A 26908-nucleotide genomic window follows, 5' to 3' on the forward strand; every position below is an offset into this window, starting at 1 on the left:
GATCAATAAAAGTAATCCGATGTTTAAAGTTCATTCTGAAAGCAATGTCCTTTCCCTTTTTAACTTCATTTCAAGATCATTGATGATGATTGCTGAACCAACAAGTGCCTTTATTACTTTAGGGTTATCGAAATATGAAGTTAACTCACTATTTAGAAACTTAATTATTCTCAGTGCTGCCTCCAGTAATTCAACTGATTTTTGATTAAATGTGTAACTAATCCATTGATCTAATGCTTCAAGCAAATTATCTCGTACTCTATTCTTAGAGTTATTTGAACTTTTTTTAATTGTACTGAAATGGAGACCACAATAGATATAAATATCTTTGTATTTTTCATTTTCTATCGAGTTTATCATTTCTTGAAATGCGCCCAGAATTGTATTGTTAAACACACCGTTGTAAAAAACTGAGGCAGAACTAACTGCAACTTCATTATTAATGTTCCACAATGTCCCAATGTATGCCCTGCATCCGGCTGCTATTAATTGGAGGGCGAATTCTTCCCAAGATGTACAACTATTATTGAAGATGAAAGGTAACCCATGAGATGCAATTGAATTAAACTGTCCTTGATGGATATCATCAAAGCATTGTACATGACATGAGTCTTCAATAAGAATATTATCAACTTTATTACGGTTGACTTTTCTGTCGTCACTATATAGAGCCTTCAACATATCAGTAAATACATATTTCGGATAATGTTGTTGTTCTAATTCCGCACTTCTCCAAGCAAATCCATCAAATAATCTGAAAATCATCTTTCTGGATACATTTACATATACTTTTCCATCCGGAGAGAATCCAACAACTTCTTCATATTCAACAACATGCTTGTTACCTTCTCTATCGATAAATTCTTGGATTACATAATAACCATCAATTTTTCCGCCGTGACTGCAAATATGAAGTACGTCAAAGGGATAGTGTCCTACAAAATTATCGAATGCCTTTACTGTTGCATCCTTTTCAATGAGATTTTTAACAGAAAAGTTCATTTCATTAAATATTCGATTTGCATGCCTTACTTCAGCTATGGTCTGCTTACCCAAATCTTGAGGAAGTGGTGAAAAAATAACTGCTGAACCATTCGTGGTGTTTTTTTCTTCATAGAGAATGTTATTAAAAATGAAAACATCAACATTAATTGATTTTAAAACATGTGTACATGCGACATACTCATTAAAAATCACTCCATAAGGAATTCCATCAGTAAAGAAAGTAGCATATTTATATTCCTCAAACTTAACATCAGATAGTGATTCTATTATTGTATTATTAAAAGATAGAAAAGACCCATAAGAGTCTTCTCTTTTCCATTTATATAGTCTTTGTTTAAGATCTCTCAATTCTGAATGATGGTAAGATCTTATAAATTTAATATCAGCTTTTATTGAACAGGAATAATTCACTACAAAAATTTCAGTAACAGCACCTTCAGACTCAACTATGACAATTCCTTCACTGTTGTTATCATAGAAATTCGATATGCATTGTGCAGATTCATCCACAACCAATAACTTATTACTTCTTAATGAATACACCAATCCATGCAAAATATCGGCTTTTCTACAGGGTAATATTCCATCAAATTCCCTGGTTAAAAAAGATAGTTTTGTATCTATCTCGTTAAGTGTATTTAATTCAATGAATTCTACACTGAAGTACTTTTCTAAGTTCAGAAATGATTTCTGATTTTCGTCCAAGCCAATTAGTATTACTCGCCGGCATTGAATACGTGCAATACTATTTAATATTTGCCTACTAGCTTTATTAGTAATTAGTTCAGAAATAAAACTATCATCATTTGCCTCATAGACATTCCTACGCTTAAAATCAGCTTTTGGCAAACGAAACATAGGTACATAATTATCAGACTTGTATAAGAAGCAAGATATTCTTGCAACAAGTTCAAGATCTGCCTCACTTGAAACAATGCAAGCAACTTCCTTGTTAAGGATAGGTGGAATGAACTTTTCCATGACATCATTCCTTTTGTGTTGTATGGGCACTGATTACACTATTAATTATGTGATTTTGTAGCTAGTTCTGAACCTCAAAACTAATCAAGTTTTTTCGAATTTAGCTTGTAATCAAGAGAATACTCATCAAAGTGCATCTGGTATATCGGGATTTGTAGTTTCTGCGCTATACTTCCTAATGAATGCAAATAATCGCGCGTACAGTTTACTCCCACATAAATTGCAGAAGGTTGTGCATTTATAAACCGATGCACCGAAGACGTAACGATACGCATTTCTTTTTCGTAACTCCAACTTTCATGTTTTAAACAACTATAATATATTGAAGCCCATAATATAGTCATATTTGATAATTCAACTTTCTTCATATTGTGCTTTAATGCTCGTGATTTAGCTATTTCTAATTCAGTCATTAACGACTCCATTATTTCTGTAATATCTATACGTTTATCTAGATATTGAACTGGAAATAGGCTAGATCTGAATGTTAAGTTTTCTTTATTTTTTGTATCATACTCGACACAAAATCCGGAATGATTATTAGCGTAGTGCGCCCACATTGGCATACAATTAGTTCCAACTCCTGTTAATGAAGTAAGTCGAATAAACGAAGTAAAGTCGTCAATAATTTTACCGTCAACTGGCCTTAATGATTCATAATGGGCAAGTCTTTTATGATTATAAAAAAATGCTTTACCTTCAAAGGGGTCGTTCAGAGTGCTGGCGTCTGCCAAATAAATTTTCTTATCAGTAAGTGTCTTCATTTTGATTTCATTTAAGTCATCATTAGAAGTTAGTGAATAATATTTATAGACTACATCGGGAATATGTAATCTTGTAATTTGATATATTACTTTCATGATCTCGGAATTATTTGGTATTTCCTTAATTATTTGAACAGCTTTTAAATAATCCATTGGATTCTCAATGCGGTATTTTTCTAAATCAAACTCATCCATTATCTTCTTCACCTACCCAAAATCATTCAATAAATTGATTGATAATAACTACTAATTATTTCCTACCTTTTGTGCAGTGGTCTTCTGTATGAGTATATCACAAATTATTACAATTTATTAAAAATCTAAACGCTATGCATAGTTCTGTTTTCACTAATTGCCATTTAACTCCCATTAGGAAAAGTTTGATAAAAATAATTCAAAGGTAATCGGTACAAAATTCTTGACACAGAATTATGTCAAGAATTTGTACCGAGGTTAATATACGGTTAGTCTCATTCTCATATATAGTCTTTAACTAAATATTCAAAGTCTGCATATGGGTTCATTTCATATAAAATTTCTCTAAGGAAGAATGCTAAGTGCTTATTCAATTCATTCAGTTTCTCTAATTTTGTAATAAGATGATTAAACTTCTCTTCAGTTGCTTGGCTTTCATATTGATTTATACTTTCGATTACTGTGTCTATAAAATCTCCAATTGTTGAATCCTTAATAAACCCTTCTGCGTCACGTATTCTCTTTCCATCAGTATACGGATAAACGAATGTTGACTCTGCGTCCAACCAGTGAAACACAAATCGAAATTTCTCTAGAACAACTTTAGTTTCATTAAGTATGATCCGATCTCGTTGGCGGTTAATAATCGCTGTTAAATTATCCTTTAAATGATCAGCCGAGTCTTTAAAGGCCAATAATCTATCTTTGAGTGTACCTTGCTGCTTTCCTGCATTCTCTATGACATTGTTGCTAACAGAGTGGGACAAGTTTTCAAATAACCTATAATCAAAATTACGAATAATCGTTTCAATCTCAATTGGCACTTCTCTAATACTACAAGAGAATACCGCTCTTTTATCAACATGAATGGTAACGGTATTTTGCTGTTGCAACTCCTCAATTCTCCCTGATATCTGATCAAATGGATAACACCAAAAAATTTTTAGCTTTTCTGCATCAACTACAAACAAAAAAGTGGGCTCTTTATGTAACAACCAGTAATTTATAGTTGTAATCTTTATAGGGATTTTAATAGTACGCTCATCAATCTCTACTTCATCTTTACCCTTACACTGTGCATTAAAACAAAGCCCATTTGGTGTAGAGCCATTCAATAACTCAATATGTAAATCAATACCGATATCTTTTTCAACAGGAATATTGTGAACGATAGAAAATCTAGATAATGCACTTTCAAGAAGCGTAACTGATACATTACCTTTCTTCGTGTTTTCATGAACTTGAGGTAATTTGGGTTCCATAGAATCTCCTCTCGACCTTAAAAACCAATATCCAATATTCACCGATGTTTATTGTGTAAGATTTGACAAAAGTAGGAGCTGCAGATCAAGCTTGTTTGTATTTCGATTAATATATGAAGGCAATATCTCAGCTTCAATGAGTCGGTTTATATGATGATCGACCAACGAAGGATTGTAGTTTGGATTGTGTAAATACTCAAATACTTTGGAAATGTCATAAAATACATTTTTAAACTTATTTGAACCCGGGTGTAAAAGGTGCCAGTGAGATAGATCGTCAGCATCTTGACTGTTTTCATCTTCTGCAGCATATGTCATGTTTTGAAGTGCTTCAAACAACTCGTCGACTAAAAGCTTACTCAAATTAAGGTATTTAGCAACCGCATCTTTTTCTTCAGCCGGGAATTCTTGCGGAGCCATAAATAGCTCGATTAACCTCATTATCTCATACTGATACCCCGTTTCTTTTCCTATTCGAGCACTATTTTCCTCCAACAGTATCTGAAGTTGTACAACGATATCAGTGCTACGCTTAATCTTTCGCTGCCGCTGCTTCTTAACAAAATCACGTTTCTTTTCATCGATTACCCTTATCACATTAGATAATAAGGAGTATCTCTTTACTATATACTCGTGGATCTTGACGAAGCTTAATGAGAATGGGATAGCTTCATCGCCTGGCTTGTTACTATATAGATAAACTGTATAATTTCCGGTCCCTTCAGTTTTACTTGACCAAGAAGCAAAGTACTTTTCTTCACTCTTCTTAGGTGGTGGCGACCCGTCAGCACTTTTCAGCGCTACAGCATGTGCTCCGAAACAAGCCCTAATATGAGCGAAGTATATATCATCCGTTACAGACTGTTTAAATACGGATTGATCTCCATTGAGTGGGTTCTCAATTTCAAAAGCACGATAAAGTTGTTCAATGGCTTGGACAACTAGATCAAAAGCCATAATTAACTGCAGTACATTAAGAGACCTAGCATCATCATTTGGATGATTCATTTGAATATACGGCAGCCCATTTACACTAACATGAAGCCAATCCTTCGAAGAACATATCAGGTTCCACAAATTCTTACCGCGATAGTCGCCATATGTTGTTATCAAAAAATCATCATGATCGCTAACTGCTTGTTTAAATTCCTCGAGCAAGGAGCTGTCTAGAATATATGGGTTCATGTAATCCCCTCAATTTAACATCGTTACAATCGATATTAATCGATTCGATCTGAAATATCCATTTCTTACAACTGAGCAATGAATCTGAGCGAGGATTCCCAACGGAGAAATGACGGTTACCGGAATCAATAACGATACAATTCTCACTTTCTATTCCAGATCGTGTAATGAATCGGTAATCGGTACACATTCTTAGCATCAAGCGGCAATCGGTACATATTTTCTTGACATCCGACAATGAAGTACACTCCCACAGATACACATAATTTTAGGCAGATCGATCATCTCCAATTGTTGAGGAAAGGATGCCGATTTCAGTCGGCAGTCGAGATTGCACTATCGTTCTTCGTTAGCACAATTGTTTGACTTAGAAGTACTGGGCCGACCATCGAGTACGATGGTCGGCTTTTACAAATATCGCGGTTTAGAATGGCTTTCTTATTACTTTAATGATACGTGCACCGCCTCGGATAAGCCGATTTGCTTCTTCCCGATTAATCCGCACTAGAACAGATACGTCTGTCGAGTTCTCCACGTCGAAAACTGAAAAAATACGACCATTAGCGAACAATACGCCTTTCAGTTCAACTTTCTTGCCACGACTCGGGGTTGGAGGCTTGGTTTGAAATATCGTACGCATGACACCTGCACGAATAAGACTTCTTGCTTGTTGCGCAGTCGTCCGAACGCCGAACACCGGGTCGATTTCGACACCAGGTGATTTAGCTTCAACCTCGACAATCAGGAAAAAGCGGTTTCCAATCTTTGCAATACTATTCGCTCCAATGGTTACTGGCTGCGTTGTTTTCGCCAAGTACAGCACCTCCCTCGCATCATAGTATGAGGAATGATGTATTGTGGATCTTGGCAATATACCCATTAACTAGGGCGAACCTAAGTTCAAAACGTCACGCTAATTTGTAGTGGGGCAGGAAAACTGAGCTATTCCTAGGGGGATGGCTTCAGCTTTCCGTTAAATCCATTTAGTCCCCAAGATCTGCCATCCATGAAACATAGAGTACTGGAGGGAGGGGTTCATTTCAGGGAACATGATTCTGTCAGTGCTTAACAAAATAAAGCACAGAAGGGACATTCTGTACTTAAGCTATGGCTGCCCGTTAGTTGAGAAAACGGCAGCCGATCTTCTGGCCGGCTGCCGTTGTGTTATTATTTGAGCTATCGTTCCCCGTTAGTTCAAACGATAATTGGTGCAACAATTATTTTAATACATCCTGCCAGTTTGGTGGAAAATCAGACTTTTGCGGGTCTTTCAGGTGCTTCCAACTTAACAATTCAACATTATCGGGGTTCTGGAGAGATATATCGAATGTAAGAATGTCTTTTCCAACGGGAATGTGAGGACCAACTGTAGGAACAACTTCCAGAGTTATTGAAAAATGAAATCCTCGAAATCCATTTACTCGATGTACGTCCTTAACTTCGACGAAATATGGATATATCTCTGGTGAGTAATTCAATAACTTTGCATAGATTTCGTCAATTTTCTTATCAATATGTGGTAATAAGAACAACATTAGCATGTCTTGAAACATTAATTCTTTTGAGTCTTCTTTAGGTTTATCTAACTTAATTGATGCAGCTGTAGCTGAAGCCTCAACCATTTTTTCGATCATATATCCATTAATCCCACATAAAAGCAACAGCATTAAAATCAATTTCTTCATTACATTTCCCCCATCCGTTTTGGGATATTATTCCTCATTTTTCATTTCGCTATCCATGCCCATTAGTTGAGAAAACGGCATCCAGTTATACCGGCTGCCGTCTTTTGAACAAACATTCCCAGTTAGCACAAGGAGCAGCGCTAAACTATTGCTTGATTCTTTATACCATGGAGTTCGCAATATTGATTAAGTCTATTGCTTTATATTTCACTTTCAACATTTTCTTGTTTCCAATCGCAAGCGTATATTGCATCCCGTTCTTCTGGAATCGAAGTTTAATTCGAATTTAGGACGGTATAACGCTTTTGTACCGTCCTTTAGCATATAATACACATCGTCCTTTCCTTTGTATCGTTCCAGTTCAACCGCGATAGGAGATGCTTTGACCCGGAAGAAGCCGTTCAGTGCATCGTTTCGATAAACTAGTTCCAGCGATTCGTTACTATCGACATAGCCATCGAACTGAGTTATCTTGAACGGAAATTCAGTGGGTACCAATACGTGTCTTATGAATTTTTTTTGGTATTCCCGGATCAGTCGGGCCTCATCGACGAGTGGATTGGCTCCAGCGAACAGAACGCGGATTTTGATTATTCGGTCGCCCTTTTCGGTCAGTTCCCAGATAAAGGCAAGTCGTTCTCCCTTAAGCACTTCATCATCAAAGTGAGCCAGGAGGATTTTCACATCCTTTTCTGGGGATGAAACAAGTTGTATTCCTCCGATAGGGGAATTCTCATTAATTTCGGGTATTTGGACGAAATCCTTCTCTACATATTTTTGTGCCCCATCAAGATCGTTTCGCAATAAGGCCTTTGCCAACTGTTGTGCTGGTCCTAGGTGAGTTTCGCCATCATTTGGGGCTGCCACGGCTTCGGATGTCGCTATATTTTGCGCTTTAACGCTTCCGGACACCAACAGCATCGAAGACCAACCCACAATCATTAGAAGAAATAGTGCCTTGACACTCATAACATCATCCTTCGAAAAGTCTGCTCGCAGTTATCTCGCCAATCCGAAGTAGTATACCCAATGCTGGAAAGATTTATTAAAGTAATCTCCCGTTACTTTAACGAACAACGGCAGCCGATCCTGTGGCCGGCTGCCGTTGTCTCGCGATTGGACTATAGTTTCCCATTAGCTTGAGTGAGCAATCTAAATCATTTCGAGGGAGTTTAATGGAATATCGGGAATCGGTACATATTCTTGGCATCAAGCGGCAATCGGTATATATTCTTGACACAGATTTTTGTCAAGAATATATACCGATAAAATGAAAAACCCGCGATTTACGCGGGTTGGAATCGGTACACATTCTTGACATCCGACATGTCCGGTGACAACAAGTTTACCCCTATTTTGCCAACAAGTTTTGCCCGTTTATTAAAAATGACAGCAAAGTTTGCCCCTATAAGACATATCTATTGAAACCCGTGCGCGCAATTAATGTATTCTTATCATAGTCTAAATATCATCATTGCTACTTTCAGCGGATGAGCGGACCTTCGGAATAAGTTTATTCTTGCGACTGGAAAGAGTTTCTGAAATCATACGATCACGCTCTGAATCTTGAGAAGGGAGAGACTGCTTTACATACCCGCCGGAAAGACGAGCAACGTCATCAAGAGATTTTCCATATGGCTTTATATGTGGTCTTCTCATATAAAAATCACTCCTAAGTTAGAGCTTAACATAATTTCGCCTCCCATTCAGAGAGTTCCCAATAATCATCAATAGAGCCAGAACGTTTTAAATACTCTCTTCCCCCATCAACTCCAACACGACCACAACGGCAGAATTTAATCTCATGGAAACTAACGGATTCAATTTTAACTAAACAGTGCTTACAGCAAATTGCATTTAGATTGATTTTTCTAATCTGTTCTTTCTTTGCGATGGACATACTCATTTTTGATTATTTGCTTTTACCATGACCATTCAATCTGTGATGCCTCTCCAAAAAATTCACTTCCCTTCATCCGCTGACTGTTATGGTTTTTAAGATGTGAGAGGCGCCATCAATCTATCTTGCAATTGTCTCATTTAACAATATTATTGTCCAACTTCCAACAAGATCAGGTGCAGGTGTTTCTCGCTGCAAAGATACTGCAGGATGACAATGTGGCCATCCACGAGGCCTCCTTAACCCGTATTCCGATGTGCTGTATTAATAAATATCAGGTTTAGTCCCATTTGTTTATATTTTTTCCCTTCCACTACGTACCTCCGCCCCAAATTCTTCGATCAAAAAATCAAGATGCCGATTCCGAAATAAGGTGCGCCTTTGCTCGCTAACATCATCGAAAGAACGGATAGTTTTTGCCTTCCCAGCCGGACTAATTGCGAGCTTCTGAGGGATTTTGGTAGGTATTTCTCTCTATTTGTTCATATGGTTCCCTCAGTCGTTTTATGTCCGCTTTGGGAGGGAAGCCAAATAGACGCTAATAACTGGGATGCACCAGTAATCATTGCATTCTCTCTGGTTTCCTGACTGACCGGACTTGTTCCGGGAACATTCTCCTACACGAAAGCAACAGTATGGATGAATTGCACGCAATCCGCAAACGCATCAGCCCACATACTGGCTCGTTAGGGTGCCGATTACAGCTTTCATGAAGTTGAATGACCGTCACTGGGTCATAACGGATAAACACGAGCAGCCTTAATCATTCATGTCGTGTTCTTTAAAAATTCAAGCTGCCTGGCCGGTCCGCTGGACAATATTCCCGAGCTGCACTCCCTGCCCTCCTTTAAAATAACAAAAAACCGCCGAGTGTGCATTACTTCGGCGGATCAGTACATGCGCTGAAGGTCGTTCTGGTGTGGGATCTCGATGCGGAGAAAGAACGAAAAAAGCGAGCGCAGGAAGCCACTCGCAGTTATCGGGAGTATGAGATGTACCCTGGCCGGTATTCCTAAACTGGAACTTCTTTGATCAGTTCCAAATTGTTCGGTTGCAGGGAGCTCGATTCGTTTCGCTATAATCCCGGAAACGATCGCTTCCGCAAGAGGATGCTCAGAGTCCTTCTCCGCAGCGCCAACCAAGCGAATAAATACGACCTCATCCATTTGTTGCGAGATAACATCCGTAAGTTCCGGCTTGCCCTTTGTGCAATGGCAGGAAAAGAAACGAAGAAATCAGTAATTTACGTTTCTGCTGCGATATTGCTTTCTCTTGGTGCCCAGAGAGATCGGCTTCTTTTTGTTTGGGAACCGCTTTATAACTCAACTTCTCCACAAGCTTCTGCATATCCGCGATCGACACTTCTACAGCATTGTATTCAACCCGTGCTGATATCGCAAAACGGTAGCGTTCGTTACGCCAGGTAGCTTGTTCAACGTCTTTTCAATTTTGACGGCGCATGCAGCGCAGTACATGCCCACAAGCTCAAGATCGACAACCTCTTTGGCTGTGCCGTGACCGAGTTTCTGAATGCTTTTCTCCATTTGTGCGACATTAACATTATTCAAATCGTAGGTAACGAGCTCATTTCAGGGCAAAGTTCACGTTCGCTACTTTCACGCCATCGAGTTTGTTTAGGACCTTCTCAATCCGGTTTGCTCAAGCAGCGCATGTCATGCCGGTAAGTTGCAAGGACGTTTGATCCAAAGTCTGCCTGGTTGATTCCATCCCGAACACCCTTCATTTTTTTCTGTACTATTTTAAACCACATCGTATCCTTGTTCTTCGATGATCTCCTTAATGGCTTCTAGCGTTAGTTTAGTTTCATCGAACGCTACGGCAACTGTGCCTCCAGAGAGATCGACTTTACCGCTTGCTCCGATCGCTTTCAAAGCGCCTTCAATCGAATTTACGCAATGTCCGCAAGACATTCCTTCAACATTCATTGTTACGTTTTTCATTGTCCATTTCTCCTTTGGTTTGTTTTATTTTTATTAGCTTTTGAATGGTTTGTAGTAATTCGTTCTACAACTTCAGCATCGCCTTGTTAATCCGATCCACCACACATTCTTTAAGATGTCCAATGAACAGCACTTTTCGCACTCGATTTAGAGCAGCTTGTGCAACGGCAATCTGATTTTATATTTGGTCGCAGTTCGTATCTTTATCGATCAGGCCGTTTACACCGCGAATTTGCCCTTCAATCCGGTTCAAACGAATTATCAAGTCCGACTTAACGGCATTTGAATGATGACTTCTTCGGCCGTTATTGGAAAAGCAGCATACTTCTTCAATGTCTGTTTCAATAACACCTAACGCCATCAACCCTTTAAAATACTATACCCCCCATAGCTATTAATTGTCAACTTACATTTTTATTTTCCCCCACCCCTATACTTGAAGCGAAAAAAGGATTCTTTCGAATCCACGGGCAAACCCAAATTTCATTAGAATAGTGATTTGGCTCGTCCACTTTGTAGTAAGAATAGACGGCCGAAAACGGCTGTCTCATTTCGTTTGAGTCTCTGTTTGTCAGAATGGGTATACTCTTAAAGGAGCTTTATTATCGAAAAAGGGAGAATATGTATCATGAGAAAACAAATTGTAATGTCAGGGATCGTCGCTTTAACGATTGCCTTTAGTGCCTTTAGTGGATGTGCAAATCAATCGACCTCAGAGAACACGCCAAGAGCTAGCCAACCGGGAAACCATGCCAACATGGATCATTCCACTTCGAGCGAAGTTCCTAAAGGGTTAAAAGAAGCTTCAAATCCGACCTTTAAGGTAGGAAGTCAAGCCATCATCCACGCTGACCATATGGAAGGGATGAATGGCGCTACAGCTAAGATTGTCGGGGCATATGATACGACCGTATATACGGTTTCGTACACACCAACGACTGGTGGGCCCAAGGTTACAAACCATAAATGGGTTATACAAGAGGATATTAAGGATGCCGATGATAAGTCATTCGAAGTTGGAGCGGAAGTGGTGTTAAATGCTGAACACATGAAGGGAATGATGGGAGCAACGGCAAAGATTGATTCAGCGGAAAAGACAACAGTTTATATGGTGGACTACACACCAACTACAGGCGGCGAAGTTGTAAAGAGCCACAAATGGATTACGGAAAGCGAGCTTTCGGTTAAGTAATGATTTCAGTATGCAGGTAGAATCGTGTTTTGAGCTTGCATACTGAAATCGACTGAATGATTATTTGAGTAAGTGGCTAGGCCTACCGGCAATCCTTACTTGTAATTGAGGTCGAGATTTTCCAACCATGCATATCCCGCGTTTCATTGACCAATCGTTATATTTTATGCAAAGCGTTTCTACATCGGACAAATGTAGCTCCTTCTCCACCTGCATTCGACTTCGTTTGTATTAAATTACTCCAGAATTCCCTGCAGTATTTTGATCGGAATCACTGAAATCCGGATCATTTGTATTTGTAGCATTAATGGCATTGTTTGATCTTGCAAGATCACCTGTTAAAAATGATCCTGATCCAGAAAATGTTTTGGTTGTACTTTGCGGAGCAAGTTGTATGGCGTCACCATTGATTAATATTGCACTCCCCCCCAAGCTTACAACTTTGAAAGCTCCAACAATCGCTGGCAAAGTCCTCACCCTTTACATTGTATTCCCGCCTATTGTATGCCGACAGATGCCCATTCGTGCCTAGTCTCACTTACAAATAACTCATCGGATTCTGTGCTTCTTCATTCTTTCGCACTTCAAAATGAAGATGATTTCCCGTAGAATTACCCGTTGAACCGACTTCAGCGATTTTTTGTCCTTGTTTGACTTGTTCCCCCTTTCGACTTTTATGCCATTCATTCGAATATGAGCATACAGAGTCCATATACCACTCCCATGATCAATAATGACAGCATTGCCATAGATTGCGCCACAATGACAGTCCCCGATCCGGCTGCAAGAATAGCAGTTCCTCCAGGTGCGCCAATGTCAAGTCCCTTATGAAACGACTCTTTTTCTCCGGTTATTGGATGTGTTCGGTATCCAAAATCGGAGGTGACAGGATATTTTTTATCGAACGGCCAAGCAATATTTCCTCCAGAGCCGATCACTTTTTTAGTCCGTGAAGCCTCTTCTTTTTGTCTTAATAAATTTGCCTGCTTGTTTGCCAAACGAATCAGGTTCATCTCCTGCTCTTCGGAAATATCGGAGATTGCCTCGCTTTTTTTATTCAAACTCGAAATCAATACAGATTTTTCATTCTCTTGTTTGATCAGATTCGACTTTAATTGTTCTGTTTGGTAAATCAAGGATTTAGCCTGAATCAACTTGTTATCGATTTCTACTTTTTGTTGCTCCACTTGAGTTTGATTCAAGCGGTACTGATCAACCATTTTTTGATCCTGTTTAACTACCATGGTTAGTGTATCCATACGGTCAAGAAAATCGGAGATGCTATTTGCACTTAAAAGTACGTCCAAATACGAAATTTGACCTTCCATATACATAGTTCTAATACGTGCTTCTATAAACTCCCTTCGCTGATCTATTCGCTCTTGTACGGCTTCCATCTCGCCAATGATCTGTTCTAGTTCAATTGTCAGGTCCGCTTTTTTCTGTTTGTAGTTTTCCAATTCTTTTCCGGTTACGTCCATATCCTTCAGTACTTGTTTCAGTTCTTGTTCCGTTGCTTGAATCTCTCGATTAACCGCTTTTAGTTCTTGTTCGGATTCCTGAGTCTCTATCTTCTCTAGTTCGATCTGTTGCTCAAGCTTTCTCGTTATTAATCCGTTCCAATTCCGAATCTGCTTTTCCTTCGACGGTAAAGCTTATTGACCCTATTGCAATGAAGAGAGTGGAAAATAGCGCGATAAGAAGTCTTTTGTTGATCAATAATATTACCTCCGAACGTTATGTAAGTTCTTTCCTTTACGCATTGAGGAATGCTACCGGACGATAGATGCAAAAAATAATCTTCCAATGTAATCTCTTTTAATGCCATTTCCTTGGAGTTGTCGGTTCCCACAAAACGAATATGCCATGGCTCGTATTGATATCCCGTAATGGCTTCCTTACCCTTAGGATAACGGATAATGTATCCGTATTTGTGTGCATGCTGATCCAGCCAGATCGCTTCTTTACGTGCTGCAAAGCAATCCAAAGCAGCGCACTTTCCATCGATTCCGGAGACGTCAATCGCTAAACCGGTCTCATGCTCGCTTGATCCTGGGTGTGCACTGTAAGTTCGTGCTTTTTCTATTCCATCTCTCTTTTCAAAATGATTGAAAATGGCTGATTGTGTTGCATAGGAGCGATAGGCTGAAACTCCTGCCAAGTAGATTTCATCTTGTTTTGCGCCCTTAACCCATTGTTCCAAGGCTTGTACAGCTACCATTCTCATCATGCGTTTTTCACTTTTTACATTGAAAATAAAGGGTATATTCGGATACTCCAGATCCTGTGGTCAATAATTCTACGACAATATTTATTTCTTATTGACAGGGACGGAAATGCTGTCCGGTTCGGATACCAATTGTGCTTCCCCTATCTTTTCTGTCAGACTTCCATACTCTTTTTCTGGATTGGACTGATTTTGAGGGGTTATTTCCTGTTTTTTCTTTTCTAGGGAAGAGGATTCAGGACGATCGTTTTCTAATTCCCCTGACCATTTCGCCATCCCGCCATCCAAATTATAAACTTGCGAATAACCGTTGCTTAACAAAAGATTACCGCTCTCCGTTCCCATACGACCGGTATGACAAACAAAAACGATTTTTTTGTTTTTCGGAAGTTCCAGATATCTATTTTCAATCTGTTCAAACGGAATGTTAATCGACCCTGGAACCTTACCCGAAGTATAAAGATCAGGTTCCCGCAAATCGACAATGACCATATTTTCTTGCGATTTGATCATAGCTGAAAGCTTAATGGTATCGACCAATTGCAACGACTCTTCTTCTTTCTCAACATTTAGGCTCCATACCCAGATAACTGCTGCTAATATGACGATATTAAGACCTATTAATATACCGATCATATAATTTTTCATAAAGTTCCCATACCTCCAATTGAGAAAGTTTTCCCTTATACACTACGTATTGTAGTAGTTGAGAGCTATTGGGTCAACTAGACAGATGATTAATAGAATGGTCTTCACAAGATTCACACACTTATTCCTATAGTCAGGACAACCGCATTTAAAAATAAGATGGGAATCTCTCATTTTTATATTTGAGTATACCGGAAGATTGCGTTCATAAACTACATATTGTAGTATTTTATTCAAGTCCTCATCACAAACCCTGGAGGTGTAGAAATATGAAATCAAATCGATTCATCGTGCTTCTTGTTTTATGCTTATCCTTAGTGGTGGCTGCTGGGTGCAGTAAGAATAACACTCCGCCCACTCCAAGCAACTCTGACGGCAGCATGAGTACAATGGATCACAGCACAATGGATATGGAATAACATACGATATAAAGGTGTGATGGGACTCGAATACAAAAAAAGTATTCGAGTCTCTTTCTGTTTAAGAATCTGTCCCCTGAAACCGGTTGGTCAACCTGTTTCAGGATTTTGCATGCCTAGCTGAGGTTGAATCCAATACAATAAGCCATAGATAGCCCCCCCGATCGCCAGCGTTGCAGCAAAACCGATCGTCATTGAAATCATGACCGACAACAATGAACCGGCTACAGTCATGAGTCCATTAATCCCCCAGCTTATGGCAACAACATGAGGTGGAATTCGGCATAATCCATTAGGAAAAGGCATGCCCATAAAGAAGCCTAAAGGCACTAATAGGATCCCTACAACAATAAGTCGTGCGAGTATGGGGAAACTAATCAAGTGGTCATTCCACCAGGTGATTGCCAAATTTACGCCAAGGGCATAAATCGCAGTGCAAATGAGTGAACCAAATCTTTGATTGGTCCCCATTCGCCATTTTCCAGTAACGAAACTACCGATGCCACCAGAAACCAGCAAAACGCCTAAAACGAGCACAAATGCATAAGTTGGATGGCCTAAAGTCAAAATCAATCGTTGTACAAGTGTTGTTTCGATGAGGATAAACCCGATCGCTATTCCTGAAAAATAAACGGCACGTCCCTTGGCGTAGTTTGTTTTCCGTACGATCATCAGAACCATCAAGAGGATTGCAAGGAGAAGCCATACAAAAACTTGCGGAACTCCGGATGTCATTTGATAGAAATACGGTTTATCGTCTCGGCTTGAAATGGTACTTAGTTGTTGTTCTTCTAACGTATTTGTCAGTAAACGATAGCTGTCCTGAACATAAGGAACATGAATCGGGATTTGCTGAATGCGTTTTGCTTCCTCCTTTAATCGTTGTGCATCCGACGTCTCAAATGGCTTTGAACCAATTAGTACCAGTGGACGCGTGATCAGGGTTCCACCCATCCCCCATACAACATGTCCCAAATGTAGATAAGTGCCAATGACGGCAAAATGGTTTTGAATTTGTGCGGATGGAATTCCTTGAGAAAGAAGCGCGTTTTCAGTTGCCTTCTTTACTTTAGCTAACTCTTTCTCATTATGAAGCAGAAAAGCAAGCTTTCCGCCTGGGTTTAACTTCGCCAAGTAAGCAGTGATGGCTTCCTGGGTAAACAAATAATTTTCTGATAACGCAATGCCAAATCCATTTTCGGACTTCTTCTTCACAAGAGATAAGTAAATGACATCGTATTGATGCCGTGATTGTCGGATATAACTTCGGCCATCAGAAATAATTGCGCGCACATTAGGTTGATGAAATACATCTCCAGAAAAAGCGGACAGTTCCTTAACCGCATTAAAACTTCCGGAATTAATGTCGACGGCTTCAATCATTTGAAATCCAGCCAATTGCGCAGCCAGCACTTCTTGTCCTCCCCCTGCGCCAATAATCAAGGCTCGCTCTTTGGAAAAGAGCTGAAAAGCTAAATAGCTTGTCGTATTTCTTAAATAATCAACGAATTTCAAGTCGCCAGAGTATTTCGAAATGGGAGACATTGCTCCGCCATCAATCGTGATGTATAGCAATTGGCCGTCTCCGGCATCATATACGTCCGTCTTCGAGAAAGCATTCCAATCGGAGAATACGATTCGGGTGTTTTTCTCCGCCATAAAGACGTTGCTCGGACTCGTTTGATAAGATCGAAAGGGCAGCTGCTCGGTTATCGGAAGAATTGCGTTATACAGGAGGGAAAACAGGAGAATGTAATAAACCGTTTTTTTACGGAAAAACGATTTATTCGTACGTGTAAATAAGCTCATCGCAAATAAACTTGCGGACAATAGAAAGATGGTTTGTATAGGGCTGGTTAAGTTCATAAGCGGGATGGCACTCACAGCGCCAAGACCTGCACCTGCCAAATCCGAAAAATATAGTAGATTTACTTCCTGATGTCGATGCTGCATCACAAAGGAAATCAACATCCCGCCAACAAGAAAAGGCAGAATGGCCAAAGCCGAATAGTACCAAATACCGGAATACGGCATGCGATACATGATCAAGACGACCGCGACCAGCACGAGCGAAAAACCCCCAATCCATTCGCTGCGCAACTTATAGAAGTTTCCTGGCGATCGGCTCGACAAATAGCCGCCTATCCCAATCCCAAGCGTCGCTAAGGTAATCGCTAGAAATACCGCTTGATTTTCAAATATCGCTGAAAAAAAGCGGGATAAGCAAATCTCATATACGATGAGGGTGTATGCTGTTCCAAAGGTTAAGATCAAATCTTTCCGAATGGAGGCTTCCATCCCATCCATCCCTTCTTTCATGCACACTCCACTAACCGAAGCCCAAGAAGCTTCGGTTAGGGATCCATGTTTATTTTACGTACTTCACGAGTGCCATCAAACCGCCTGGCTCTATATCTGCATTGGTCGTATGATGCAATTCATGACAATGGAATACCCATTCTCCGGGATTGTCGGCAATGAAGTCAATGTCGTACGTTTCTCCCGGATTGACGGTGACGGTATTCATAATCTGGGGGTTAGTTAAGGGGTGTCCGTCTTTTGCAATAACCCGAAAATCGTGGCCATGCAAATGCATAGGATGTACGCCATTGCTGATATTGGCCAGACGAAGACGAACAAGCTCGCCATTTTTGACTTCAATCGGTTGCGTGTCTGGAAACGATTTCCCGTTAATGGTCCAATAATTGTAATCCATGCCCATTACCGTACTTCCAGTCTTATCGCCAGAAGGTTTAGAGGGCATTTCCATTTGGGCATGCGGATGATTTGGGCTGCTTTTGGTTTGAAGTCCTTTGTTCATCATGCTTCTGATGTTCTCTTTTTTCTTTTGGGAAACATTTTGATCATTTGACATGCCAGTCATGGCGTCATCCCCCATGTTAGGCATTTCCTCTTTTCCTTGTCCACCAGCTTCGTTCGCGATATTCCACCCGCCAAACATAAAGGTGTATTCTCGATCGTGTTTTAAATTCTCATTCTGAGGATCAATGATCAGCAGCCCGTACAACCCTTTGTCGATTTGTTGAATACTGTTAAAGTGAGAGTGATACATATAGGTGCCAGCATGATTGGCAACAAACTCATAGGTAAACGTTTCTCCAGGTTTGATGGCGTGTTGCGTGAAGGCGGGTACGCCATCCATCTTGTTCGGTACATGCAGCCCATGCCAATGAATTGAGGTTTCTTCCGGCAGACTGTTTTTGAGGATGACCCGAATCATGTCACCCTCTTTCGCTCGAATTAGTGGGCCTGGTACCGTGGCATTAAACGTATAAGCATCTGCCTTCACGCCTGAAACGAGCTCCCATTTCGATATTTTGGCTTCGAGTTTGATTTCCCTTAGTTGCCCTGTCGGTTGGATCGAGTCGGGTTCAGACAAAGCAGGTAAGCTTCTTAATTTCTTGGTTGTCAAAATCGAATCAGAGCTGTCTTTTTTTTCTGACTTGGCCAATGACCTAACTTTTTCCCCATCATGGAGTTGTTGTTGTTTGACGTGTGATGATTCAATTGCAGCCCTCTGGTTCACGGAACTGCAGCTAACCAAAAGCAATAAAGCAGAAAACGTTGCAATTGTATGCCAAACATGCTTCATCGCCATGTCCTCCTTCTACTATCGTATGGACGGTAGTATGGATAGATGGCGAACATGTTATACCAACAAAATCCATTTTAATTTAATGCCTATCCTACAGCTCTCATGATATCAAGAGAATAAATTCACGATGGACTTGAACAGGGATGAAAAAAAATTGCCGATCGCTTGCAAGAGTAAGCGAAACCACCCTGATTTTTCGACATCTTCGTTTGCGATTAAATCCACGGTACGGCTATACGGTTGACCGTTCAACGAATAGGTAATCGTCGCAGTCCCTAAAATGGTTCCCTGTTTTATTGGCGCGACAAGTTTGCTCTTATCCACGATCTCCGCTTGAATCTCCAATTGCGGTTCTTCCCCTTTTGCCACCATAAACCGCAAATCCGTATTCGTCACGAGATCGATCATTGTTTGTTTACCCTTATCGACTTTCGCCGTCTCGAAACCTTTAAGTTTGGATTTTGCCGGCAGCACGGTTTTCGGCTCAAACCGGCTGAACCCGTAATCCAACAATTTTTTCGTTTCCGTAAATCGTTTGGATTCAGAGGCTGTGCCCATCACGACGCTGATGAGTCGAGTCCCTTCACGTTCCGCCGTTCCGGTAAAACAATAGCCGGCTTCATCGGTGAAGCCTGTCTTCATGCCATCCAACCCATCATACGCAAAGCTCTTTAACGCCGGAACCTCTTTATTCCCTTCAAGCATCCAATTGTAATTAATGATCGGTTTTTCATCACGTTTCCTGAATTGATACGAAGGCAAGCTGGAGATCTCTAAAAAGTCGGGATGTTCCTTTTGTATGGCAAGGGCCAAAAAAGCTGCGTCGCGAGCGGACATGACCGTTTCGCCATCGATGGATTGGGGTCCTTCCTTCATATCGACTCGGCCTAAACCCGTTGCGTTAATAAAGTGAGCCTTATCCAGTTGGAGTTTTTTAGCCGTTTCATTCATTCTGATCGCAAACGCTTCTTCTGTTCCAGCGATATGTTCAGCCAAAGCTACCGTTGCGTCATTTGCCGACCCCACTGCCATGGCGATAAAAAGTTCTTTCACGGTATGATTGTCTCCAGCGGCTAAAAACACTTTTGACCCTACCGTATCCTGCGCATTTTGAGACACGACCACAGTATTTTCCCAGCTTAATCTTCCACTTTTTATTTCTTTCATCACGATAAATTCTGTCATCATTTTGGACATACTGGCGGGTGGGTAAGCGATATCGGCATTGGATTGATATAAAATCTGCCCCGTACTCGCATCAAGCAAAATAGCCGACTTGGCTTCCAGTATGAGGTCCAGGGGGACTTTTCCAGCCTGTTCATCTTCTCCTGCCATCGCCGCGAGAGGAAATAACGTAAAGACTGTATACCACGCGAGGAAGAGATAAATCCATCTTTTTTGCATCACATGTATTCACTCCTATTTTAAATATGCGAATGTTTTTCTTCACCGTTTCTTTGAAATCTTCGGTTACAATACGTGTTAGAGGAGGCTTACGAAATGACAATTGACTTTTTTTCTTATCCTACAAACAAGAAGATCTTGATCGTAGACGACGAGGAGCCGATGCGTGAATTGTTACAGCTCTATCTGACTGCAGAAGGCTTTGAGACGGATTCGGCAATAGATGGTGAAGAAGCCATTAGACGATTAAAAGCGGGCACCTATGACTTAATACTGCTTGATCTCATGATGCCGAAAATGGATGGGTTAGACGTGTGCAAATGGATTCGCCAAGTGTCAACCGTCCCCATCATCATGTTAACCGCTCGAGATGAAACCATTGACAAAGTCGTCGGACTTAAGATCGGGGCCGATGATTATTTAACTAAACCTTTCGATCGGGCGGAATTAATGGCGCGTATTCATTCCCTGTTTAGAAGAGGGAATCTCAAACCAAGGGATGAGACGCCGGAACGTCCAATTCGCAAAGCGGTGTTGACCTATGAGGCGCTGCACCTCAATATGCAAAACCACCAAGTTTTTTATCGGGATCGCGAACTCCTTCTCACGCCCAAAGAATATGCCCTGCTTAAGCTGTTCTTGTCGAATAAAGAGCGAATCTTTCAACGCGAAGATATTCTTGAACTGTTATGGAAAAACCGTACGATTAACGATGACCGAACCGTAGATACGCATCTCAAAAATCTAAGGGATAAGTTGACTCAAGCCGGCATCCCTGGCCATCAAGTCATCAAAACCGTATGGGGAACGGGATTTATTTGTCATGAAGATACTTAGACCTGACAGCATTGCCGTCAAACTCGGTGCGATTTTCATCCTGTTGTTCATGGTGCTTATTTTTGCGGTCCAAGCCGTACTTTACATGCTATTTATCCGCTTCTATACGGCCGATGTTCTCAACGAGCAAATTCAACGTACCCAGCGTTATGCCGAAGTATTAAGCGATCATTTCGATCCACCGACCATTCAGCATCTCCTTCTCGTAGAGAGCGGAGCGGACCATCTTATGCTCATCTTGGATCAAGCTGGAAACAGTCGGGGGCAATCTGAAGGAATCTCGGATCTGCCTCCTCAAGAACTTCAACAAATCACGGAACACGGCTCGCTGGATCATGGCGGTCCTGTCTTAAAGTCGAATTGGAAGAACGACCCCTTTTTTGTGACGGAAGCCTCTATTGTTACAAAAGGACAACCCTTAGGCAGAGTATTGATGTTTAGCACGACAGATCCGATCAGATCCGCAGCTCAAACTTTGAAAAATACGTTTTTTGGCGTTGCTTTCATTGTTCTTTTTCTTGGGGCAGCGATGATTTTGCTGGTTACCCGTCGGATCGTGCAGCCTCTCCTTCGTATGATCAAAATCACGCAACAAATCTCTCAGGGGAAGCACGTAACAACGATTACGGCCGTTGGAAATGACGAAATTGCCCAGCTATCACATGCCATCAATCGCATGTCTCAGAACATCGAATTTTACAAACAGCAACGCAAACAATTCTTGGCGGATATTTCCCATGAACTACGGACGCCGATCACTTATATGAAAGGCTACTCGGAAGTTCTCATCCATGAACTCGAAGGATCGAAGGAAAGCCGTAAGAAATACTTAAGGCTCATTTATGATCAAAGCCATCAGCTTCAGCACCTGATTGAGGATTTATTCGAACTTGCCAAACTTGAAGAAGGAACCTATTCCCTTGACTTGAGCAAGACATCGTTGGACAAGATGATGCAAAATGTCTTAGGCATGATGGCGGATTCCATCGAGCAATCCGGCATTACCTTAAACTATAACCCTTCCTTGACCCCGCTTTTTGTTCAAGGCGACGCCAAGCGATTGCAGCAAGTCGTCATCAATGTGCTGGATAATGCACACAAATATTCGTCAATAGGCGGTTCCATCACCGTTTCCACCTTAAAGGAAGAAACTTTCGGTCTCTTGATCATCTCGGATACCGGGATCGGCATACCGGCTGAAGATCTCCCGCATATTTGGGATAGGCTTTATCGTGTCGATCGGTCACGCTCCCGCGCAACGGGTGGAACGGGGATCGGCCTGTCCATCTGCAAGGAAATCGTCACACTGCATCAGGGAAGCATTCAGGCGGAGAGTACCGAAGGCCAAGGGACAACCTTCTCTATCCGCATTCCATTATTCGAAGACACGACCGAAAAGAATCAAACGGATGCCGACTGTAAATAGCCGCCTTATACTGACGGCGAAAAGCTGAACTGTTCGATGTACATCTGGTGCCAAAGGACAAAAATAAGTATCGTCCACAGCTTCCGGCTCGCATCCACTTTACCCTCTCGATGATCGCTCAACAGTTGCAACGCATGTGTTTTATTGATCCAAGGGATGTCTGGAGAAGCTTGCAACACCTCTCTGGCCCAACCGTACCATTCATTTTTAAGCCAAACGCGTATTGGTACGGGAAAGCCCAGTTTTTTGCGTGTTTTGACTTCAGACGGTATGAAGTCTTTCATCGCTTCGCGCAGTAACCGTTTGGTTGTTCCTAGATGAGTCACTTTGAATTTAGTCGGAAGGGTGCTTGCAAATTGAAACACAACGGGATCCACAAAAGGGACCCTTAATTCCAACGAATGCGCCATGGACATTTTATCCGCTTTCATCAGAATATTTCCCCTCAGCCATGTATGAATATCGATGTATTGCATTTTCGATACATCGTCATAAAACTTAGCTTTCTCGTATAATGGGGACGTGATATCCTGTGCAACGGAAAAGTCTGCAGCATGATGCGCAGGTAAGTTTAATACGTTTCCTTTCTCCGCTTCTTCGAAGATTTTGGCATTTCCATAAAACCGCTGTTGCAGCGGCCGACTCCCCCGCTCGAAATAACTCTTGCCTTTTATGCCGGTTGGCATGAACCGCGCTACTCTCCCCATCAAATTTCGCATGCCCATTGGCATTTGCTCGAACAATCTTAAAGAAAGAGGCTCCCGGTAAATGTTGTATCCACCAAAAAACTCATCTGCCCCCTCGCCTGAGAACACGACTTTCACGTGCCGACTGGCTAACTGCGAAACAAAAAAGATGCCTGCGGCTGAAGGGTCTGCGACAGGTTCGTCCATATGCCAAATGATTTTAGGCAGCGAACCAAGATAAGAATGGGCATTGACCATGATTTCGTGATGGTCTGTCCCGAGGTAGGAAGCGGTTTTTCTCGCCAATGCTAATTCGCTGTATCCTTCCGATTCAAAGCCAACAGAAAATGTTTTTGTGGGTTCCCATTGTTGGAGCATGCCCACCAAACTGCTTGAATCGATCCCTCCAGAAAGAAAAGCGCCTCTGGCCACATCACTGTTGCGATGCAAGTAGACGGAATTTTCCAACACGGCTCGGGCTTCTTCGGCCATATCGTCAAACGATCGGGTATGTTCGGGTATAAACTTCACCTCGTAGTAAGATCTCGTCGTCAGTATCCCGTTTTTAATGGTTAACGTATGCCCAGCCATTAGCTTGTGAATGGACCTGAACATGGTCGCCGGCTCTGGTACGTATTGAAACGTAAGATAGTCATGAAACGATTGTCCATCCACTTCCCGGTCGACTTTTCCGGAAGCCAGTAAGGACTTGATTTCTGAAGCGACCATATATCCATAAGGCGTTTCACAGTAATAGATTGGCTTAATCCCAAACGGATCCCGGGCAGCAAACAGCTCTTCAAATCTACTATCCCAGATGACAAATCCAAACATGCCTCTCAAATGTTTCACGCATTCTTGCCCGGTTTCTTCATACAAGCGCAAAAGGACTTCTGTATCCGAATCGGTACGAAATTCATGTCCCTTCTCTCCTAGCCAGGAACGAAGCTCGAGGTAGTTGTAGATCTCTCCATTAAAAACAAGACAGATATTTCTATTGTTATTGACCATCGGTTGAGCGCCCTTAGTTAAATCCAGAATGCTTAATCTCCGAAAACCTAAACCTACATGTCCATCGATCTGCAATCCCTCATCATCCGGTCCACGATGAGCCATCATATTCGTCATGTTCTGAAGCATTTCCGCATTTACGGGAACACGATTGTGATTATATACGGCAACTAAACCACACATCCTTCATTTCTCCTACCTCTCACTTTATCTCTTCTCCCATTCTAATGAGGCTTTCTATACGTTTCGTGATGGAAATATAACAACTCCACTTGCATTTCTTCACGGGTTCTTCATGATGGATTAGTAAACACTACGGAATGTAGTTTTAAAAATGAACAAACTCTCACCGAATTTTAAATGTTTGCGAAATATGCGCAGTATCACTGGATTTTTTCTATCATTTACAAATAATAGTATTTTTTAATCTGATATATTGTTATCAGGCGATACCCCAAGCTATCAAATTCATTTTATCTGGAGGATTACGATGAACAACACGAATAACAGAATCATTAAAACGTTTGCCGGCATTACACTCAGTCTAACTATCGCTTTTTCGGCAGTTTTACTGCCATCTGCTCAGCCCGTTTCTGCGGCTACAGCAAGCAAGTCATCGGTTGCGGATAACGTGATTTCAACAGGGAAAAAATATTTGGGCGTTCGTTATCAATTTGGGGCGCCTGCAGGGCGAACGGACGTGTTTGATTGTTCTTCCTTTACGCAATACGTGTTTAAGAAAAATGGAGTCAAGCTCCCGCGTACTTCTAGACAACAAGCAAAAGTAGGTTCTTATGTGCCGAAAAGTCAAATTCGGGCGGGCGATTTGGTTTTCTCGGATACGAACAGAGACGGGATCATTAATCATGTTGGCATCTATATGGGGAATGGAAAGGTCATTCACACGTACAAAGTAGGTGTGGGCGTTACCATTTCAAACTTTAAGGGAAGCTCTTGGGAAAGGAACTTCGTCACTGCACGTCGGGTCATCTAATTCTTGAAAATAAAGAGGAGTTTGCGTAGTACGCAAACTCCCTTCTCCGTATTAATTGGTATTTGCCTCATTGAGTTCGTCTACTTTAAGATTTAGTTCTTTTACTTGCTGACGTAGTTCATTAAGTTCGTTGTCTTCCGGTTTAGTGCCCTGTTGGTGTTTACCATGCATGTACTTCATCATAAAAAGCATCATGATCGGACAAATTAGCACAATCAACCATGTCCACTCCATATGGGTTCACCTCGCTTTATTACTACGTTCTGTAGTAAAATAATGACGAAAGGTCTATACAAAAAATTCTCGAGTGATACCGGGGTGGCTAACAATGATTCAAGGGCTGGCCATGATGACGATGCTGATCGACCATATCGGCCTGATGTTTTTTCAAGAGCAACCGATCTTTCGCCTCATTGGACGCATCGCTTTCCCGCTATACGCTTGGTTCCTGGTACAAGGTTACTTACATACCAGGAGTCGGCGAACCTATATGCAACGGTTGTTCGTGCTTGCCCTTATCTCTCAAGTGCCCTTTACCCTGGCTCTGGGGACATTCAAATTGAACGTAATATTTACGTTGCTTTGCTCGCTTGTGGCTTTATGGGCAGTTGACCACGTGTCTGGATATCCTAAATATCTGATCACAGTTGTTGTCTTAGCCTCCTCTCTCATCGTACCGATGGACTACGGAATTTATGGGATCTTGTTAGTATTCATTTTCCGCTTTGTAGAAGGATGGAAAATGATTAGCTTCCATCTATTGCTCAATGGACTATACTTTTTGATTGACGGATTAGGCTATTGGATTCAAATGTTTAGTATTTTCGGTACGATCCTTATCTGGATAATGATGTCGGTGCGGCCTCGGAAGACTATTAATAAATGGATTTACCGTACATTCTACCCTGCGCATTTAATGATCCTCTGGGTTATTCAACGACTTCAATTTTTATAACCATGTCCCCATGTCCGGTTCCGCATATGACACTACACTTGATCTCATATTCACCTGCTTTGTCTGGTGTCCAAGTTACGATTTCCGTTTTACCTGCCGCAATCTGCTGATCGATGTTCGTCCCTTCAATTGCAAATCCATGCGAACCTTCTTTTCCTTGGATATTAAAAGCAACGGTTTCTCCGACCTTAAACGTGGATTGGGACAGCTCCCAACTCCAGTTAGTTGCGACAACATTGACTTGGCTGGGTTGCGCTTCTCCAGCGGTGTCCGAGCTTGAACTTGGGGACGTAGCGGTGGACATATTCATATTTCTCATATTATTAGACTTGCCGCAAGCTGCAGTTACGAGTGCAAGTGCAAGAATGCCTGCAATCGTAAGGTAAAATTTTTTACTTGTCATTTTACATTTTCCTCTCTATGGATCTTGTACTTCACTTGAACGTTACTATCCAATTCCTCATGAAACTAAAATGCTTCAGAGTTTCGCAATCACCCCCCTTTCGTGGACATATGAAAAACTCATTTACTACTACGTATTGTAGTTTATTGATT

At 41.3% G+C, this 26908-nt stretch carries 27 protein-coding genes and 1 pseudogene; 5 read left to right on the forward strand and 23 right to left on the reverse strand.

What is annotated here, in order from left to right; genetic code table 11:
• Window positions 1-30: 30 nt before the first annotated feature.
• The 12 genes and pseudogenes from DFP98_RS17275 to DFP98_RS17330 form a co-directional block, all read right to left on the reverse strand.
• Entirely contained in the window at window positions 31-1986 is a 1956-nt protein-coding gene (locus DFP98_RS17275; protein WP_116061857.1) for a hypothetical protein, read from the reverse strand.
• 80 nt (window positions 1987-2066) lie between these two features.
• A complete protein-coding gene (locus tag DFP98_RS17280; RefSeq protein ID WP_116061858.1) occupies window positions 2067-2945 on the reverse strand; it encodes a DUF2971 domain-containing protein in 879 nt (292 codons plus the stop codon).
• A 281-nt stretch (window positions 2946-3226) separates the two neighbouring features.
• Window positions 3227-4207, reverse strand: a complete 981-nt coding sequence (locus tag DFP98_RS17285) for a DUF4365 domain-containing protein (RefSeq protein WP_116061859.1) — start codon at window positions 4205-4207, stop codon at window positions 3227-3229.
• A gap of 48 nt (window positions 4208-4255) precedes the next feature.
• Complete coding sequence (locus tag DFP98_RS17290) at window positions 4256-5392, reverse strand: hypothetical protein (RefSeq protein ID WP_116061860.1); 1137 nt, start codon at window positions 5390-5392, stop codon at window positions 4256-4258.
• 424 nt (window positions 5393-5816) lie between these two features.
• Complete coding sequence (locus tag DFP98_RS17295; protein WP_116061861.1) at window positions 5817-6206, reverse strand: hypothetical protein; 390 nt, start codon at window positions 6204-6206, stop codon at window positions 5817-5819.
• Between the two features lie 403 nt (window positions 6207-6609).
• Window positions 6610-7077 (reverse strand): DUF3888 domain-containing protein, encoded by a 468-nt coding sequence (locus tag DFP98_RS17300; RefSeq protein ID WP_116061862.1) that lies wholly within the window; start codon window positions 7075-7077, stop codon window positions 6610-6612.
• Between the two features lie 213 nt (window positions 7078-7290).
• Window positions 7291-8046: a hypothetical protein gene (locus DFP98_RS17305; RefSeq protein ID WP_116061863.1), complete on the reverse strand. Its 756-nt coding sequence runs from the start codon at window positions 8044-8046 to the stop codon at window positions 7291-7293.
• 492 nt (window positions 8047-8538) lie between these two features.
• Window positions 8539-8736 (reverse strand): hypothetical protein, encoded by a 198-nt coding sequence (locus tag DFP98_RS38685; protein WP_147310220.1) that lies wholly within the window; start codon window positions 8734-8736, stop codon window positions 8539-8541.
• A gap of 25 nt (window positions 8737-8761) precedes the next feature.
• On the reverse strand, window positions 8762-8983 hold the full coding sequence (locus DFP98_RS40255; RefSeq protein WP_425455538.1) for a DUF7695 domain-containing protein: 222 nt from the start codon (window positions 8981-8983) through the stop codon (window positions 8762-8764).
• Window positions 8984-10341: 1358 nt separating this feature from the next.
• A complete protein-coding gene (locus tag DFP98_RS40145; protein ID WP_342772494.1) occupies window positions 10342-10521 on the reverse strand; it encodes a cation transporter in 180 nt (59 codons plus the stop codon).
• 216 nt (window positions 10522-10737) lie between these two features.
• Window positions 10738-10938 (reverse strand): cation transporter, encoded by a 201-nt coding sequence (locus DFP98_RS17325; RefSeq protein ID WP_116061865.1) that lies wholly within the window; start codon window positions 10936-10938, stop codon window positions 10738-10740.
• A pseudogene (locus tag DFP98_RS17330) lies at window positions 10913-11299 on the reverse strand (metal-sensing transcriptional repressor). Before DFP98_RS17330 ends, DFP98_RS17325 begins: the two are co-directional and overlap by 26 nt.
• 267 nt (window positions 11300-11566) lie before the next feature.
• On the opposite strand from DFP98_RS17330, the gene DFP98_RS17335 reads away from it, so the two are divergent.
• The gene (locus tag DFP98_RS17335) at window positions 11567-12130 is read left to right on the forward strand and encodes a YdhK family protein (RefSeq protein WP_116061866.1); all 564 of its coding nucleotides are present in this window, start codon (window positions 11567-11569) and stop codon (window positions 12128-12130) included.
• Between the two features lie 231 nt (window positions 12131-12361).
• Here DFP98_RS17335 and DFP98_RS17340 read toward each other — a convergent pair whose 3' ends face one another.
• The 8 genes from DFP98_RS17340 to DFP98_RS17365 all read right to left on the reverse strand — a co-directional run bounded on the left by DFP98_RS17340 (window position 12362) and on the right by DFP98_RS17365 (window position 20444).
• Window positions 12362-12607 (reverse strand): spore germination protein, encoded by a 246-nt coding sequence (locus DFP98_RS17340; protein ID WP_342772495.1) that lies wholly within the window; start codon window positions 12605-12607, stop codon window positions 12362-12364.
• A gap of 61 nt (window positions 12608-12668) precedes the next feature.
• Window positions 12669-12842 (reverse strand): M23 family metallopeptidase, encoded by a 174-nt coding sequence (locus DFP98_RS40260; protein WP_425455539.1) that lies wholly within the window; start codon window positions 12840-12842, stop codon window positions 12669-12671.
• A complete protein-coding gene (locus DFP98_RS17345; protein ID WP_246016577.1) occupies window positions 12814-13611 on the reverse strand; it encodes a murein hydrolase activator EnvC family protein in 798 nt (265 codons plus the stop codon). The genes DFP98_RS40260 and DFP98_RS17345 overlap by 29 nt, the downstream gene beginning before the upstream one ends.
• Window positions 13612-13739: 128 nt before the next feature.
• Entirely contained in the window at window positions 13740-14360 is a 621-nt protein-coding gene (locus tag DFP98_RS39130; RefSeq protein WP_181917759.1) for a D-alanyl-D-alanine carboxypeptidase family protein, read from the reverse strand.
• Window positions 14361-14441: 81 nt separating this feature from the next.
• Complete coding sequence (locus DFP98_RS40150; protein ID WP_342772496.1) at window positions 14442-15005, reverse strand: rhodanese-like domain-containing protein; 564 nt, start codon at window positions 15003-15005, stop codon at window positions 14442-14444.
• Between the two features lie 509 nt (window positions 15006-15514).
• The gene (locus DFP98_RS17355) at window positions 15515-17743 is read right to left on the reverse strand and encodes a spermidine synthase family protein (RefSeq protein WP_116061868.1); all 2229 of its coding nucleotides are present in this window, start codon (window positions 17741-17743) and stop codon (window positions 15515-15517) included.
• A 49-nt stretch (window positions 17744-17792) separates the two neighbouring features.
• Window positions 17793-19037 (reverse strand): multicopper oxidase family protein, encoded by a 1245-nt coding sequence (locus DFP98_RS17360; RefSeq protein ID WP_116061869.1) that lies wholly within the window; start codon window positions 19035-19037, stop codon window positions 17793-17795.
• A gap of 111 nt (window positions 19038-19148) precedes the next feature.
• Window positions 19149-20444, reverse strand: a complete 1296-nt coding sequence (locus DFP98_RS17365; RefSeq protein WP_116061870.1) for a D-alanyl-D-alanine carboxypeptidase family protein — start codon at window positions 20442-20444, stop codon at window positions 19149-19151.
• 96 nt (window positions 20445-20540) lie between these two features.
• Between DFP98_RS17365 and DFP98_RS17370 the strand changes: the two genes are divergently transcribed.
• Together DFP98_RS17370 and DFP98_RS17375 are read left to right on the forward strand one after the other, a co-directional pair.
• Entirely contained in the window at window positions 20541-21281 is a 741-nt protein-coding gene (locus DFP98_RS17370) for a response regulator transcription factor (protein ID WP_116061871.1), read from the forward strand.
• Window positions 21268-22707, forward strand: coding sequence for a sensor histidine kinase (locus tag DFP98_RS17375; RefSeq protein ID WP_116061872.1), 1440 nt, complete (start codon window positions 21268-21270; stop codon window positions 22705-22707). Before DFP98_RS17370 ends, DFP98_RS17375 begins: the two co-directional genes overlap by 14 nt.
• Before the next feature lie 5 nt (window positions 22708-22712).
• Here DFP98_RS17375 and asnB read toward each other — a convergent pair whose 3' ends face one another.
• On the reverse strand, window positions 22713-24587 hold the full coding sequence (gene asnB, locus DFP98_RS17380) for an asparagine synthase (glutamine-hydrolyzing) (RefSeq protein WP_116061873.1): 1875 nt from the start codon (window positions 24585-24587) through the stop codon (window positions 22713-22715).
• Between the two features lie 307 nt (window positions 24588-24894).
• Between asnB and DFP98_RS17385 the strand changes: the two genes are divergently transcribed.
• Window positions 24895-25398: a C40 family peptidase gene (locus tag DFP98_RS17385; protein ID WP_116061874.1), complete on the forward strand. Its 504-nt coding sequence runs from the start codon at window positions 24895-24897 to the stop codon at window positions 25396-25398.
• Between the two features lie 51 nt (window positions 25399-25449).
• On the opposite strand, the gene DFP98_RS17390 is transcribed toward DFP98_RS17385, so the two are convergent.
• Window positions 25450-25632: a DUF2933 domain-containing protein gene (locus DFP98_RS17390; RefSeq protein WP_116061875.1), complete on the reverse strand. Its 183-nt coding sequence runs from the start codon at window positions 25630-25632 to the stop codon at window positions 25450-25452.
• Window positions 25633-25726: 94 nt separating this feature from the next.
• Here DFP98_RS17390 and DFP98_RS17395 point away from each other — a divergent pair, with 94 nt between their 5' ends.
• Window positions 25727-26353 carry a TraX family protein gene (locus DFP98_RS17395; RefSeq protein WP_116061876.1) on the forward strand — a complete coding sequence of 209 codons (627 nt, stop codon included), beginning with the start codon at window positions 25727-25729 and terminating at the stop codon, window positions 26351-26353.
• Here the strand turns inward: DFP98_RS17395 and DFP98_RS17400 are convergent.
• Window positions 26328-26756 carry a cupredoxin domain-containing protein gene (locus DFP98_RS17400; protein ID WP_116061877.1) on the reverse strand — a complete coding sequence of 143 codons (429 nt, stop codon included), beginning with the start codon at window positions 26754-26756 and terminating at the stop codon, window positions 26328-26330. The two genes, DFP98_RS17395 and DFP98_RS17400, sit on opposite strands and share 26 nt — an antisense overlap.
• Between the last annotated feature and the right edge of the window lie 152 nt (window positions 26757-26908).

This window comes from Cohnella phaseoli (assembly GCF_003386235.1).
Classification (GTDB): domain Bacteria; phylum Bacillota; class Bacilli; order Paenibacillales; family Paenibacillaceae; genus Cohnella; species Cohnella phaseoli.

Excerpts from the sequence above, each read along its gene's own strand:
- DFP98_RS17275 (WP_116061857.1), bottom strand. The coding sequence starts at position 1,986 with ATGGAAAAGTTCATTCCACCTATCCTTAACAAGGAAGTTGCTTGCATT.
- DFP98_RS17280 (WP_116061858.1), bottom strand. The coding sequence starts at position 2,945 with ATGGATGAGTTTGATTTAGAAAAATACCGCATTGAGAATCCAATGGAT.
- DFP98_RS17285 (WP_116061859.1), bottom strand. The coding sequence starts at position 4,207 with ATGGAACCCAAATTACCTCAAGTTCATGAAAACACGAAGAAAGGTAAT.
- DFP98_RS17290 (WP_116061860.1), bottom strand. The coding sequence starts at position 5,392 with ATGAACCCATATATTCTAGACAGCTCCTTGCTCGAGGAATTTAAACAA.
- DFP98_RS17300 (WP_116061862.1), bottom strand. The coding sequence starts at position 7,077 with ATGAAGAAATTGATTTTAATGCTGTTGCTTTTATGTGGGATTAATGGA.
- DFP98_RS17305 (WP_116061863.1), bottom strand. The coding sequence starts at position 8,046 with ATGAGTGTCAAGGCACTATTTCTTCTAATGATTGTGGGTTGGTCTTCG.
- DFP98_RS38685 (WP_147310220.1), bottom strand. The coding sequence starts at position 8,736 with ATGAGAAGACCACATATAAAGCCATATGGAAAATCTCTTGATGACGTT.
- DFP98_RS40255 (WP_425455538.1), bottom strand. The coding sequence starts at position 8,983 with ATGAGTATGTCCATCGCAAAGAAAGAACAGATTAGAAAAATCAATCTA.
- DFP98_RS40145 (WP_342772494.1), bottom strand. The coding sequence starts at position 10,521 with ATGGAGAAAAGCATTCAGAAACTCGGTCACGGCACAGCCAAAGAGGTT.
- DFP98_RS17325 (WP_116061865.1), bottom strand. The coding sequence starts at position 10,938 with ATGAAAAACGTAACAATGAATGTTGAAGGAATGTCTTGCGGACATTGC.
- DFP98_RS17335 (WP_116061866.1), top strand. The coding sequence starts at position 11,567 with ATGAGAAAACAAATTGTAATGTCAGGGATCGTCGCTTTAACGATTGCC.
- DFP98_RS40260 (WP_425455539.1), bottom strand. The coding sequence starts at position 12,842 with ATGGACTCTGTATGCTCATATTCGAATGAATGGCATAAAAGTCGAAAG.
- DFP98_RS17345 (WP_246016577.1), bottom strand. The coding sequence starts at position 13,611 with ATGGACGTAACCGGAAAAGAATTGGAAAACTACAAACAGAAAAAAGCG.
- DFP98_RS39130 (WP_181917759.1), bottom strand. The coding sequence starts at position 14,360 with ATGATGAGAATGGTAGCTGTACAAGCCTTGGAACAATGGGTTAAGGGC.
- DFP98_RS40150 (WP_342772496.1), bottom strand. The coding sequence starts at position 15,005 with ATGAAAAATTATATGATCGGTATATTAATAGGTCTTAATATCGTCATA.
- DFP98_RS17355 (WP_116061868.1), bottom strand. The coding sequence starts at position 17,743 with ATGAAAGAAGGGATGGATGGGATGGAAGCCTCCATTCGGAAAGATTTG.
- DFP98_RS17360 (WP_116061869.1), bottom strand. The coding sequence starts at position 19,037 with ATGAAGCATGTTTGGCATACAATTGCAACGTTTTCTGCTTTATTGCTT.
- DFP98_RS17365 (WP_116061870.1), bottom strand. The coding sequence starts at position 20,444 with ATGCAAAAAAGATGGATTTATCTCTTCCTCGCGTGGTATACAGTCTTT.
- DFP98_RS17370 (WP_116061871.1), top strand. The coding sequence starts at position 20,541 with ATGACAATTGACTTTTTTTCTTATCCTACAAACAAGAAGATCTTGATC.
- DFP98_RS17375 (WP_116061872.1), top strand. The coding sequence starts at position 21,268 with ATGAAGATACTTAGACCTGACAGCATTGCCGTCAAACTCGGTGCGATT.
- asnB (WP_116061873.1), bottom strand. The coding sequence starts at position 24,587 with ATGTGTGGTTTAGTTGCCGTATATAATCACAATCGTGTTCCCGTAAAT.
- DFP98_RS17385 (WP_116061874.1), top strand. The coding sequence starts at position 24,895 with ATGAACAACACGAATAACAGAATCATTAAAACGTTTGCCGGCATTACA.
- DFP98_RS17390 (WP_116061875.1), bottom strand. The coding sequence starts at position 25,632 with ATGGAGTGGACATGGTTGATTGTGCTAATTTGTCCGATCATGATGCTT.
- DFP98_RS17395 (WP_116061876.1), top strand. The coding sequence starts at position 25,727 with ATGATTCAAGGGCTGGCCATGATGACGATGCTGATCGACCATATCGGC.
- DFP98_RS17400 (WP_116061877.1), bottom strand. The coding sequence starts at position 26,756 with ATGACAAGTAAAAAATTTTACCTTACGATTGCAGGCATTCTTGCACTT.